The following is a 13,034-nucleotide window of genomic DNA, read 5'->3' as shown; positions in this document are numbered from 1 at the left end:
AGGTCGCCACCTACTGGTGTACGAGAAAGAAGCCAAAATGTGCAGTATGTTACGGTATCATACCGGCCCGCGAACCATGCGTGGGAGGAGGAACGGAAGCAGGCTATGCACGCGATCGACGCCGACATTGGAATCGGCGGCGTCCATCCCGGTTCGGCCTTCAAGGAGACCACGGATTGGCCGGAGACGTCGAGATCACTGCCGCCAGACGACGCACATCGCGAGGGCCGGAAGATCGTCAGGATGCAACCTCGGGGAGCCATAACGGCGGACGCCTTCGGCCAGCAGCTCGAAAGGAAAAACTGCCCAAGGCTGTAAGATACGTGATGCTACGGGTAAGATTACACGTTTTCGCATAGTTTATCCTCAGGGCTCGAGTTGACACCCGCGGTGGGCGGCAACGAAGCGGGTTATGTCGGATTGACCACGCGAGGAACAATGTGAGCACTGAACTTTGCCACGTTGAAGACCGAGGAGATCACGCGCGACGACGCCAAGGAATAGCTGAACTCGCAGTCATCGATGCCGACACCAGAGACAATTTTGCGATCCAGGTGAGCAGATTGGGAACGGGAGGCAAATGACTGCCGGCATTCGTTCGCAGGAGGCGCGCTAGCAGTCAGGACAGGATAGAAACATGGCAGCAATCCCGAATTTTGCCTGGGTTCGAAGCATGGTCCGTACAGCGGCTTTCATGCTGGTTGCCCTCATGGCTGTTTCGACGGCCGCGCAGAGCCAGCCAGCTCCCATCTCGCAGCCGGAAAGCGTTCAACGGTTCTTAGCGATGTTCGCCGATCCCGCCGTCCAGACTTTTCTCCAGCAGCAGGCTGCCGCGGCGCGGGCGACGCCCGAACCAGCCACGCAGGCCAGGGACACGCACGTTTCCTTCAGCGAGGTCACAACACGCCTTCGCACCCATACCAGCGCGATGCTTTTAGCGGCACGGTCATTTCCCACAGAGACGATGCGTGGGGCGGCCGTCCTTGAGCGCGACGTCGAAGCGAACGGCGGTACGCGACCAATCTTCCTCATCGCCGCCTTTGTCGTCGCAGGGCTCGCCGCACAATGGGTGTTCTGGCGTTCGAGCGCCGGATGGCGCCTGTGGATGTCGCGCGCGCCCATCTTCACCGTGAGAGAGAGACTGGTAGCCGTCGGGGCAAGACTGCTTTGGGCCGTCTGCTACGTTCTGGCCTTCGGGCTGGGCAGCATCGGATTTTTCCTTGTGTTCGAGTGGCCGCCGCTCGTCCGCGAGATCGTCGTCGGCTACCTGTTTGCCGTCGTCGTCTTCCGCCTTGCGAGTGCCGTCTTCGACGTGATCCTCGCCCCCCATCGGCTGGCACAAAATCAATTTCGCCTTATACCCGTCTCGGACGAGGTCGCCGCTCATTGGGCAAGGCGGCTCGGATATGCTGTGGGTTGGTATGCCTTCGGCTGGGTGACCATCCATCTGCTCGGCAGTCTTGGCTTTTCCGTTCACGCGCGCCAGCTCGTGGCCTACTCGCTTGGCGTTGTCCTCCTCATCATCGGCATCGAAGCCGTTTGGCGACGTCCTTCTGTGTTCTCTCAAACTCCACGGTCGGGTCGAATTGGCATTCGTGCCCGGAACTGCCTCTGGACCGCCTATTTTGCCGCAGTCTGGCTGCTATGGGTGGTCGGCGCTACGAAGCTGTTCTGGATCGTCGTCGTGTGCGCCGCGCTGCCGGGAGCGATCGCCCTCACCAGGGCCGCGGTAAACAACGTTCTGCATAGCGCGGATATGGAAGAGGAAAGCAGAAAAAGCACCGTCGCATCGGTGATCGTGGAGCGCGGCATACGCGCCGTCCTGATCATCGGCGCGATCGTCTTTCTCGCGGATATGCTCAACGTCGAGCTAACACGAATGACGATGCAGGACTCCCCCGCCCTGCGGCTGATCCGTGGTGTGTTGAGCGCCGGGATTATTCTCATGGTCGTGGATCTTGCCTGGAGCGTCGTGAAGGTCCTGATCGATCGCAGACTCGGCGACACGGAAGCGGTCTTCGCGATTGGTAGCGAGCAGGAACGGCGTCGGACGCGCCTCAGGACATTGCTGCCCATCCTGCGCAATGTCCTGATGATCCTGTTCGCCGCCATCGCGATCATGATGGCGTTGTCGTCGCTCGGCGTTGAAATCGGACCGTTGATCGCAGGTGCCGGCGTCGTTGGCGTCGCCATCGGCTTCGGGGCGCAGACGGTCGTGAAGGACGTCATCAGCGGAATGTTCTACCTGCTAGTACCGCGCCACAGAGATTATGACGGGTTGGGTTATCGTAGAATGGGCAAGTCTTCTGGTGGGATGAGAAGTTGGATGCTGCGTGCTGCGCCTGGCACGCGGGATATAAATCCTGCCTTCTCGAGGGTCAGCACCATCTGGTGAACAGACGGAGCCGTAACGGCGAAGTGGCGACGCATGTCGGCTTCGGCCGGAGGCTGTTTGAAGATGCGGCTGTAGGCGTAGATGAAGGCCAGGTACTGGCCTTGGACTTGCGTAAGGCCATGTCTTGCCGTTGCGGCTTGCGGGTCAAGTGAGGGACTCATTTTCGGATTCATCTGCGTCTCCGCGCTGAAGGAGGTGTCGATGAATATAAAGTTTCACGTAGAGCTTAGCCAATCGGAACGTGATCAACTGGCCGTTTTGTTGAGCGGGGGACGCCATGCGTCGCGCAAGATCAAGCGCGCCCAGATCCTGGTGGCGGCGGACGAAGGCTTCAGCGACGAGGTGATCGCGGCAACCTTGAACGTCAGCGGATCGACGATTTACCGGACCAAGCGCCGGTTTGTGGAAGCCAATCTGGAAGGCGCGCTCAGTGAAGAACCGCGCCCGGGTGTTGAGCGCAAGCTATCGAGCAAGGAGGAGGCGCTGTTGGTGGCGACCGCCTGCTCAAAGCCGCCGCCCGGGCGAGCCCGCTGGACCCTGGAGCTTCTGGCCGATGAGATGGTCCGACTCACCGATCATGACGAGTTGTCCTCGGAGACCGTACGTCGCCGGCTGGCTGAGAATCATCTCAAACCTTGGCGCAAAGACATGTGGTGCATCCCAAAGCTCGATGGGGAATACGTCGCGCGCATGGAGGATGTTCTCGACCTCTACGCAGAGACGCCTGATCCACAAAGGCCCGTGGTCTGCTTCGACGAGAGCCCGACCCAACTCATCGGCGAAGTGCGCGAGCCCATTGCGGCCAAGCCTGGCCAGCTTGAACGCTACGACTGCGAGTATCGCCGAAACGGCACGGTCAATCTGTTTGTCTTCATGGACGCCCACCAGCCCTGGCGCAGGGTGAAGGTCACCGATCGGCGAACCAACCAAGACTTCGCCCAGTGCATGCGCGAACTGGTCGACGTCGATTATCCCGACGCCCCGATCATCCGCGTGGTGATGGACAACCTCTCCACCCATTCCGCCGGGGCGCTTTACGACGCATTTCCAGCCCCGGAGGCTCGAAGGGTGCTGAAGCGACTGGAGTTCCACCACACGCCCAAGCACGCCAGTTGGCTCAACATGGTCGAGATCGAGATCGGTGTCCTGCGCAGCCAATGCCTCGACCGTCGTATCGACAATAAAGACACCATAATCGCCGAAGTCGCAGCCTGGGAGCAGCAACGCAACGCTAATGGCGCAAAGATCCAATGGATGTTCACAACCGAAAAAGCCCGCCAAAAGCTCCGCAAAGCTTACCCCGTCAAAGAGTCATAATCTCTGTGGCGCGGCACTAGACGATGCGTTCCGGGTTGGAGAATACATCCAGAGCGGCAGTTACAAGGGTAACGTCGAGTCATTCAGCCTGCGGTCCATCAAGCTTAGACATCATCGCGGTGCAGTCTATATCGTCCCCTTCAGCGAACTCGGCGCGGTTCAGAACCTGAGCCGCGACTGGGTAATCGAGAAGATGACGATTACTGTGACCTACGATGCCGATATCGACAAGGCGCGCAAGATCATCAAGAAGATCGGTCTGGAGCTGTTCGAGGATCCGGAATTCAAGCCGACCACCATTGAACCGCTGAAGATGCAGGGCATCGACAGTCTGGGCGACTCTGGACTTCTGCTGCGAATGAAGGTCATGACGCAGCCGGGCCAGCAGTTCACGCTGAAGCGGCGCGCTCTGCGGATGATCCATCAGGCATTCAACGAGAACGGCATCAAGATCGCGGTGCCCACGGTGCAGGTCTCAGGCGGAAAGGACGACAGTGTCGCCGCCGCGGCCCAGCAGACGCTCGCAACGCACAACGCGGCGATCGCTGCGGGATCCACGTGAATGGTCGGCTGCCGGACTTCTCTTGGTGATCTGGCATCGCGCTTGCCGCCGTTGCGGTTTAGCCGATTGTCGCCAATGCCTCACGTGATACCAGCAGTTGGTGCCTGCGGCCGGCGATGATCACTGACGCGACGAAGCTCACCAACCCCAGACCGACGCTGGCGACCTTGCCCAAACAAAGCCGCACGTTTCCAACAGGGCGGGCTCGAACCCGTTTGAGCAATTCGGTAAAATTGCTGGATGCAAGGCTCCATGCGGCATAGAGGCGCTCGCCCATCAAAGGCCAATCACGCACGTTTCCGGCTGGCAAAGGCTCCTCCGTGCGGCACCTAAATCACGTTTTTGCGGTGCGTTCTGTTAGGGGCTGGGCGTTGTCCTGGTAATGGCGGATGCCGGCGCCCGCCGTCGCAAACATGCGGTCCCGGCCGAGCCGGTCGGCGAATCCCGATGCCCGAACGTAGGCAAGGACATCCGGATTGAGGCCCGCGAGCCAAAGACCGACCCCCTGCTTTGCGAGACGTTGGTCGCTCTCCATCATCATCTGAAGCGCCGAATATTCGATATCAAAGACGCCGCTGAGATCGAGCAGGAGAATACTGGGTTTCGCCTCAGCGACAAATCCGCCGATCCGGTCCGCGATCTGCTGGGCGTTGGCAAAGAACAGCCTGCCCTCCGGCCGCACGATCAGCAATCCGTGGAAGGTCTCGTCATCGGGATGCTCCGATGAAACCGGACGCAGGACATCCCCGCCTGGTTTGCGGCCTATGACATGGATCCGTGGATTGGCCGCCTGCCTGGACAGAGCGACAAGAGAAAGGGCGATGGCGACGACGATGCCCTGAAGGGTGCCGAACAACAGCACGCCGAAGAAGGCGGCGAGCGCCCATAGAAACTCCATCCGTCGAACCTTGAGGATCGACCTGAACTCGCCGGGCTGGATCAGACCGATGGAATAAACGATCACGATGGCCGCTAGCACTGCTTGCGGCAGGAGCCCAAGCAGTGGGGCCAGGATCAGCATCGTGGCGGCGGAGACCGCTGCCGTGACGAGCGAGGCCTTCTGTGTCCGTCCTCCCACGGCACGAACAACGGCCGTCTGCGACGTGCCGCCTCCCGCAGGCATCGCGCCGAAAAATGCCCCGGCAAGGTTTGCAGCGCCATCGGCCAGAAGCTCCCGGTTTGCTCTGATCGGAGGCTCGGCCGGCGCCGCGAAGGCGCGGCCGGCGGCAATCGTCTCGGTAAAGCTCATCAGTGCGATACCAATCGCCCCCGGCAGCAATTGGACGACCATGTCCACGTCAGGAAACGTCAACGACGGCAGCGCCTGCGGAATAAAGCCCACTGTCGAGACGCCAGCCGCGCCGAGCCCCGCCAGCCATGATATAGCGATACCGCCGCCGACGATCGCGAGCGGGGCTGGCGAATGCGGCCAGATCTGCTCCATGACCAGCAACAGGACAAGTGCGGATGCTCCGATCACAGCCGTGAGAACAGACGCCTCGGGGAGATGATGGACGAGGCTTAGAACATCCCGGAAGAACCCTTCCTTCGCGATGTGGAGGCCAAAAAGCTTCGGCACCTGATCCAGGACGATCACCAGCCCGATGCCCGCCTTAAAGCCGGTCAGCACCGGCGAGGAAATGAAGTTCGCGACGAATCCAAACCGCAGGACCGAGGCCGCCATCAGGAGCAGGCCTGTGAGGGCAGTGAGCGTGGCTGTCGCGGTGATCAACCGGCCTGCGTCGCCGTCCGGCACAACCAGTCCGAGTTCGGTGGCCGTGAGGATGGCGAGCGTGGTCGTTGAACTGACGCTCAGTACCCGCGAAGTACCAAGGAATGCGTAGACGATCATCGGTACGAAGGCGGTGTAGAGACCGACGCTCACCGGCAGGCCGGCGACGGTTGCGTAGGCCATGGCCTTCGGCAGAACGACCGCGGCCGCCGTGAGGCCGGCAACAAGATCCAGGCGGGGGTCTGTGTGCAGCGACAGAGATTGGTCAGCACCCTGCGACGGAGCCATATTTTGCCTTCCTCTACATAAAAGGGCTGGTGCGGGCGCTATCGTCGGCGCACGCCGTAGCGATCAGCGAGTTCAGTCCTGATAGGAACCGGACGGTTTCTGCCGAGCGGTCGTTGTGGCAGGCGAACCAGCGTTCAGGGCGATCGCAAGTGTGCTCGTCGCCAATGATCGATTGGAGTATCGTTTGTCACCGGTGACTTCTCTGCTAAGCCATTTTGGAATTGAAGGGTTGCTCTCCTCGCTGTTCAGTTCAATTTCGCCAATCGTCAGACCGTCATGCCTGCCACCGAAAACGTCGACCTCCCATACGACCCCACGATGTGGCACGGTGTAGCGCGTCTTTTCGACGATGCCGCCAATTGCGTGGGAGAGGAGCTCGACCGCTTCTGCGTAGGGTATGTCGTATTCGTATTCTTCACGGCTGAGGCCCCGTTTTCCGAACTTCACGGTCAGCCGTGCCGACAGACCGTCGACTGTACGGACCCTTACAGAATTCTCGCGCCCGCGGGTCAGGTAACCCTGGCGAATTTCGTGGGACGAAGTCACGCTCGCGCGCCAGGCATCGTTGCGCACCAGGAACTTCCGTTCGATCTCGATCGTCTTCATTGCGCCCGTTCCGAATGGTTTCGCAGCTTGTGGCGTTGCCTCGTCTGTGGTCACTCCAGCGGCGGCTCCCAGCCTAAAAAGAAACCGATGTCGCCCGGCATGCCTCCCGGATAATTGATGACCACTGCTTTTAGCGTGTAGCCTTGTGGTCTTCCTACGGTTTCGAACAGCTCGTAAACCTCCTTGGCCTTGCCCTGCAGCGTGTTCTGCCACCCTTGGAGACTATTGTTGATGGCCCGGCCGCTGTCGGTGCAGAAGCTGGATGGAAAGCTGTAGACCATGGCCTCGAACTTCCCGTCCGCGGCCGCCTTTGTCACTACGCGCCTGATAACGGCACGTTCGTCGTCGCCTATATGCTTGCGGAAGAAGTCTTCGACAAACTCGGAATGCTTCTTCGCCTCCCGTGATTTTATCTTGTCTTCGCGCTCCATCTCCGCGAGCTTCAGTTCCAAGGCTTTCTTTCTCAGTTCTTCCGCACTCATTGCGGCAGGATTGGTGCCAGTTGCTTCACCCTTTGCCATCGCCATACCTCCAAGAAACCGCCGGATGATAGGCCCGATAACCTGCAGTGGGCAGTAGGATACAGGTCGCGGACGGTATCATACGGTAGCATACGCCTCAGGAGCCTGCCTCTATGGCTAGTCGCGCACGATCGTCCAGCTATCATCCGGATTGAATTCCTTGATCGTTGAGACCCGCTGCTCCGTCTGCGGCCCCAGATCCCGCTCATAGACGATGTTCGCGCCGTTGACGATGAACGTCTGCACCCCGGTCACGCGATACATCACCGGCCACGCGATCAAGGCAAATCCGGCTGTCATGTTGCCATTGACGATGTAATTCTGCTTGCCGCCAATCACGTTGGAACCCTGGGCGGTCAAGATACGATAGCGATATCCATAGTACCCTTCGCCACGCTTAGCCTTGCCGAAAGCCGCCGTCTCTATCAGATGTCCGGCCGGGCTCTCCTCATCGAACAGACCGGGCTCCCAATATAAGCCGTCCCGCTTGCCGAGGCTGCTGATCAGCCGCTGAGCGAACTCGTAGACGCCATCCTCGTCCTCGTCGATTTGAGCATACTGGTCCTGAGCGAGCACGTAGTCATGCATCGTTTGAATTGTCGTAAGCTCGTTCTGGCCCACCCGGCGATTGATGATCTCCTGCAGACCAACCTCCGTGTCGAAAGCCCACTTGCCGTCCTTGTCCTTCGACAAGGGGAACGGCAAAGGCCACAACACGTCCCCCACGGCAACGATCTTGCGATCTCCGAGATCCTGAAGTCGCAATTGCCGCGCAGCACCCTCGCGGATCAGTCCGTAGCTTACCATGGCCTCCTTGCTGGAGCGCAGCTTGGCCGCGTCCAGGCCAAGGAGAGTTGCCAAACCGTCGATATCGTTGGCACTCAGCACGGCCTTGAGCCGGTCAAGCAGCGCCGAGGGATCGTCGAACGATGGCGGCGTCCCCGCCTCGAACTCCGAAAGATCCGTCTGCATCTGGGCCACGGATGGGGCTGCAATGGCTACGGATAGTGCCGTTCCGAGCAGCAGCGCGATCAATCTCAACTGTAGTCTCATGGTTTATCTCCGGAAATCCGAGAGGCTGGAAAACATTACCGACGACCGCCACCCCCGCGACCGCCGCCACCTCGACCACCGCCGCGCCCCCCGCCACCGCCATGTGGCATTGGGCGTGAGCGCTGTGCCGCCGCGCGCGGCGCGCCGCGTTGTCCGCCTCCCATGCTCTGCCCTCCCCGCTTGGAAGCAACCGCTTCACGCCGACCGGACTGCACGTTGCCAAGGGCGCTTGGCTGACGCGAGCGATTGTCGGGTCGTGCCGCCATCTTCGGTGCGCTTGGCCTGTTGACCTTGCCGGCCGGCCTTGACGAACGGTTTGCCACATTACCTGGGCGATTGGCCGCATTCCCCGGCCGGGCATCCGGGCGGTTGGCCACATTGCCTGGGCGGGCATCAAGGCGCGGTGTCCCGGGCCGGTTCGCCGCAGCGTTCCCCGCTCTCGGATTTGCCTTCAGGCCTTCGACCGTGCCCTTGCGGATGTCGTTAGCACGGGCGCCGACGTCCCTGGCTCCTGGCCCTCGATTTGCTTGCCGGTCGCTGACCTTGTTCTTGAGCTGATTGCGGTTGTCGGACTGCAGACTGGACTTGATCGCCGACCGATCGATGTTAGCGAGTTGATCCTTTCCGATACTCAACTTGCTCCGGTCCACCTTGGTCCAGTCGACGTCGTTCCAGTTGACCTTGCCGTTGAAGTTCCGGTCGTTGAAGCAGTTGTTGCAGTCGATATCGACGTCACCACGCCAGTCGCCACCCCATACGCCCCAATCGTCCCAGTTGACGACGGCCGCCCATGCAACGCCGGTTACCGCCGCTGCAAAGAAACCGGCCCCTGGATAATAGTAGTTGTCGTAAGGGTCGGGGTAATAGGAGATCGGCTCGACCGCGTAACCCGGTTCATAGAGCATCTCCGGCGGGTACTGCGGGATATAAACCTTCTCCGGATCAGTCGGTCGAATGACGACGTTCTCGTTCTCCATGACAACCGTGACCTTGTCGTCGGTCTTGATGATGTTCTTTGCCACTGCCTCGTCGCGAAGCTGCTGAATGGCGATCAGCACATCCTTCTGCTGGTTCGTGAGTGCATCGGCCAGCGATTGGGTCCAATCGAGGTCCTCACTCATCATCTTGACAATATCGGGATAGTTCAGGAGCGAGATGACGCTCCCATCCCAGTCGTCCTTGGGCTTAAGATCGGCGTCCTTCTTCTTCGCCTCGAGGAACCGTGCCGCCTCGACTATCTGCAACGGGAAAAGCGACGCCGCGGAAATCGCCGCCACCAGGTCATCCGGGTAAAGCGCAATGCGGGCCACGAGGACTTCAAGTTCCTCCTCGTCAAGGAGGTCGCCTTCCGTTTCGGCTGGCTCTTCGGCCGACGGTTTTGCCGTCGGCGTGGGCACCTGTGCGTGCACGGGCATATCCGGTCGTATCGATATGATCGCCAGGGCCGACAATCCGACCAAAAGCCTGAATGATCTTCGCATCGGTATCGGCCTCCTTCGATTGGCACGGCTTGAAACTATACAAGAGGCACTTGGATTGACGGCGTAACATACGGGAACATACATCAGGCCGTAGGGATGGCAGCCTCGCTTGCGTCTGGCGAAATTGGTATAGACGCTCACTCGCCGGTGGTGCGGACAGCTTTCAACTGCCTGTCGCCAGCCCTTCGGTCGCGCCTTCGACAAACGCATGGCACGCCCGTCGCCGCCCCGCCCCCCTCCTGCGTTGGACGAAACGTAAGCCCTAGGGCTGTAGATAGTGAGCTTGGCCCGAATTGCGCAGTTCCTCGAGTGTCTTGCCCACGCATGTCCCACCCTTCTGCTCGCCGACCGCCTTTGCGTGCCCATCCAGAGAAATCGTACCCGCAATCCGTTCCGATGCGACATAGGTCGCCAGTCCGTCAGGCGTTATTCTCGAGAGGAAAAAAGCGTGGAACATACCCTTGTATTCACAACCGATCACGAACGGAAAGTCTTTGAACTGATTGCCCGCGGCTTGTGAATAGCCGACGGGATAGAACGGGACCGAGGCGCAGGCAGCAAATAACATTGCGATCCTCGTTGGAGTGGGGCTTAAGCCGAGGATTTTCCAGATCGATATACGAAACATTGGCCGAGTATTCCTCTATGTTTGGTGGTGGATCAAAAGGCTCACTCCGCAAGCGCGACGCCTGTTAGCAACCGGGACTACGTCGGGCGCCGATCCTTTCGCGGTATTCGGATGACCTTGGCAAGGGACAACATCTCTTCGATTTCAGTAGAAAGACCCGAAATCAGCTCCTTGTATTCAAGCCGCCTCGCATCACGGACGCCGACCGGGAGTCCATCGATTGTCATGAGTACCTCGTTCGCCGCGGCGAGGTCCTCGCAGAGCCCTCTGAAGCTGTCGTTGCGCTCGAACAAGACTTCAATCTCTCGTGCGCGTGCAGGAAAAAGCGCGCATGCAATGGCAAGGCCTGACATAGCACCGGGATAGTTTGAACTCGATCCCATCACATCTCCTCGACAACGCCGAACTCGATCGACTTATCGAACTCATCATATTGCATGTGGTTTATTTAGAGATGTATGATACACGAGGATACACGTGCATTTGCGGTTTAATAAGCCTTGGGGAAGGCAATGCTGGGCGCCTCACGAGACGGCACGGAAGACGTCTCCGTTCCTACGGAAGCGGAAGTGCGCGCACAGTATGACCGCATCCTGTCGAGCCCGGAGTTTCATGCGCCCAACCGAGCTCGGGCCTTCGTATCCTACATTCTCAATGAAGCGCTTGCAGGACGATCCGATCGGCTGAAAGCCTACTCGATCGCCCTCGAAGTGTTTGGACGCGAAAGTTCCTTCGATGCACAGAACGACCCTGTGGTCCGCATAGAGGCTGGTCGGATGCGCCGTGCGCTCGAGCGCTACTATCTCGTGGCTGGACAGGACGATCCCGTTTTCATCTCGATCCCGAAAGGCGGCTACGTACCGGCGTTCCGATATACACGTCCGAACGTGTCGCCCGGTCAGGAGATTGAACCTGCTCGCGCGACCAAGCCGGATCTGTCAATCCACGACGAAAATGTACCAAGGCGGGGTTGGAATTGGATCTGGATCGCGGCGGCACTCGGGGCGGCTGTTCTACTTCTGGCACTATTACTGTGGACCGTCCTCGTGGGGTCTTCCGTCAAGGACATCGAGCGTTTGGTCCGTCTCGCTCCTGGAAGCGATTTGAGCAGCGTCGACATGCCCCGGATCGTCGTTGAACCCTTCGAAGACCTCTCTGGCTCCCCGCAGGCAGCCGCCATCGCCCGCGGTCTTACCGATGAGGTCATCGGACAGTTGTCTAAATTCAAGGAGATCGTTGTCATAGCGGGCGGATCGCGAGGAGAAACCGAACCTTCGTTGGTCGGGCAATCGCCTGCAAGATACATCCTTCAAGGCCGCGTTCGTCTGGACGACGACACGCTCCGTTTGACGACTCGGTTCCTGAACAAAGCCGAGGGATCGGTCATCTGGGCCAATAACTACGACAAGCAATTCAGTGTCAGAGAAATGCTCGAAGTCCAGACAGATGTGGCAAGAAGCGTAGCCGTGGCCATCGCGCAACCGTCTGGCATTGTCTTTCAAACCGATGCGGCCCGCATCGACAAACAGCTCCCGGAAGACCGGGATTCCTACGCCTGCACGCTCGCCTACTACGCCTACAGGGGGACGCTTGAGCCCCAAAAGCACGCTTTGGCAAGAGACTGCCTGAAGCACGCGACGGAACGGTTCCCGCAATATTCGACATTCTGGGCGCTGCTTTCCATGGCGTACGTGGACGAAGTCCGCTTCCAATATAGGCTACAGACGGCGCCAGGCCCGTCGCTCGAACGAGCGGAAATTGCCGCAGAAAAAGCCGTCGCACTGGACCCCCAGAACGTGAGAGCGTTGGAGGCGCAAATGCTGGTGTATTTTTTCAAGGGGGACATCGAGGCGGCCCTCAGAACAGGTACCGAGGCGCTCGCGCTCAATTCCAATGATACCGAGCTGGCCGGTGAGTATGGCCTCAGACTCGCATTGTCCGGCAAATGGGAGAGCGGGTGCGAACTGCTGTCGAGCGCGATATCCCGCATCAACGGCCCGATAGGATATTACGAGGTAGGGCTCGCCACCTGCGCCTATATGCGTGGTGACTATGAAGCCGCGGAAGTTTGGGCACGAATGGCGGACCTCCGTTACAATCCAATCCATCATCTCGTTCTCCTTAGCGCGCTCGGTGCGCAGGGCAAGATTGCGGCTGCTCGCATGGAACGGGAATGGTTCGAGCAAAATGCACCGGGCATACTCCTGAATGTGCGCGAAGAGGTATCGACCCGTTTCCAACGCGCTGAAGATCGCGAACATTTTCTGGATGGGGTTCGCGCAGCCGGGATCCCTGTCCCGCCGCACTGAGGGATTGGGCCTGCAGCGCCGCTGCCGGTCCGTCACATGCTGCCGCCATAGATGCTACGCGATGCTACAGGCATATCGTCTCCAAAAGCGCTACCATCCTCTCCGTTGGAGAGTGCCTGCCCGGAAGCCGATCAACTTGGAG

General features: G+C 59.6%; 12 protein-coding genes and 2 pseudogenes. 5 read left to right on the top strand and 9 right to left on the bottom strand.

Going from position 1 to position 13,034, the window contains the following annotated elements; all coding sequences use genetic code 11:
• Positions 1-105: 105 nt before the first annotated feature.
• Complete coding sequence (locus tag WGT02_RS37635; RefSeq protein ID WP_208245566.1) at positions 106-318, top strand: hypothetical protein; 213 nt, start codon at positions 106-108, stop codon at positions 316-318.
• Between the two features lie 319 nt (positions 319-637).
• A pseudogene (locus WGT02_RS37630) lies at positions 638-2,338 on the top strand (mechanosensitive ion channel family protein); the annotation flags it as partial.
• Here the strand turns inward: WGT02_RS37630 and WGT02_RS37625 are convergent.
• Positions 2,284-2,568 (bottom strand): LexA family transcriptional regulator, encoded by a 285-nt coding sequence (locus WGT02_RS37625; RefSeq protein ID WP_225039569.1) that lies wholly within the window; start codon positions 2,566-2,568, stop codon positions 2,284-2,286. The pseudogene WGT02_RS37630 and the gene WGT02_RS37625 overlap by 55 nt on opposite strands.
• 28 nt (positions 2,569-2,596) lie before the next feature.
• On the opposite strand from WGT02_RS37625, the gene WGT02_RS37620 reads away from it, so the two are divergent.
• Complete coding sequence (locus tag WGT02_RS37620) at positions 2,597-3,712, top strand: IS630 family transposase (RefSeq protein ID WP_208245192.1); 1,116 nt, start codon at positions 2,597-2,599, stop codon at positions 3,710-3,712.
• Positions 3,713-3,728: 16 nt separating this feature from the next.
• Positions 3,729-4,274 (top strand): annotated as a pseudogene (locus WGT02_RS37615) (mechanosensitive ion channel family protein); the annotation flags it as partial.
• A gap of 58 nt (positions 4,275-4,332) precedes the next feature.
• Here WGT02_RS37615 and WGT02_RS37610 read toward each other — a convergent pair.
• From WGT02_RS37610 to WGT02_RS37575, 8 genes are all read right to left on the bottom strand, one after another.
• Entirely contained in the window at positions 4,333-4,584 is a 252-nt protein-coding gene (locus WGT02_RS37610; RefSeq protein ID WP_208245567.1) for a hypothetical protein, read from the bottom strand.
• Between the two features lie 24 nt (positions 4,585-4,608).
• Positions 4,609-6,294, bottom strand: coding sequence for a SulP family inorganic anion transporter (locus WGT02_RS37605; protein WP_208245568.1), 1,686 nt, complete (start codon positions 6,292-6,294; stop codon positions 4,609-4,611).
• A gap of 72 nt (positions 6,295-6,366) precedes the next feature.
• Entirely contained in the window at positions 6,367-6,900 is a 534-nt protein-coding gene (locus WGT02_RS37600; RefSeq protein WP_208245570.1) for a CYTH domain-containing protein, read from the bottom strand.
• A 50-nt stretch (positions 6,901-6,950) separates the two neighbouring features.
• Positions 6,951-7,427 (bottom strand): hypothetical protein, encoded by a 477-nt coding sequence (locus tag WGT02_RS37595; protein WP_375679947.1) that lies wholly within the window; start codon positions 7,425-7,427, stop codon positions 6,951-6,953.
• Between the two features lie 111 nt (positions 7,428-7,538).
• Positions 7,539-8,474 (bottom strand): DUF2950 family protein, encoded by a 936-nt coding sequence (locus tag WGT02_RS37590; RefSeq protein ID WP_208245572.1) that lies wholly within the window; start codon positions 8,472-8,474, stop codon positions 7,539-7,541.
• Positions 8,475-8,509: 35 nt separating this feature from the next.
• Positions 8,510-9,955 (bottom strand): DUF3300 domain-containing protein, encoded by a 1,446-nt coding sequence (locus WGT02_RS37585; protein WP_024316531.1) that lies wholly within the window; start codon positions 9,953-9,955, stop codon positions 8,510-8,512.
• A gap of 262 nt (positions 9,956-10,217) precedes the next feature.
• The gene (locus WGT02_RS37580) at positions 10,218-10,523 is read right to left on the bottom strand and encodes a hypothetical protein (RefSeq protein ID WP_037070938.1); all 306 of its coding nucleotides are present in this window, start codon (positions 10,521-10,523) and stop codon (positions 10,218-10,220) included.
• A 137-nt stretch (positions 10,524-10,660) separates the two neighbouring features.
• Positions 10,661-10,966 (bottom strand): hypothetical protein, encoded by a 306-nt coding sequence (locus tag WGT02_RS37575; protein ID WP_024316533.1) that lies wholly within the window; start codon positions 10,964-10,966, stop codon positions 10,661-10,663.
• A 129-nt stretch (positions 10,967-11,095) separates the two neighbouring features.
• On the opposite strand from WGT02_RS37575, the gene WGT02_RS37570 reads away from it, so the two are divergent.
• The gene (locus WGT02_RS37570) at positions 11,096-12,892 is read left to right on the top strand and encodes a hypothetical protein (RefSeq protein ID WP_208245573.1); all 1,797 of its coding nucleotides are present in this window, start codon (positions 11,096-11,098) and stop codon (positions 12,890-12,892) included.
• Positions 12,893-13,034: the final 142 nt, after the last annotated feature.

It is taken from the genome of Rhizobium sp. T1470 (assembly GCF_042140505.1).
In the GTDB taxonomy this organism is placed as follows: domain Bacteria; phylum Pseudomonadota; class Alphaproteobacteria; order Rhizobiales; family Rhizobiaceae; genus Rhizobium; species Rhizobium favelukesii.
This window is presented reverse-complemented; position numbering and strand designations above follow the sequence as displayed.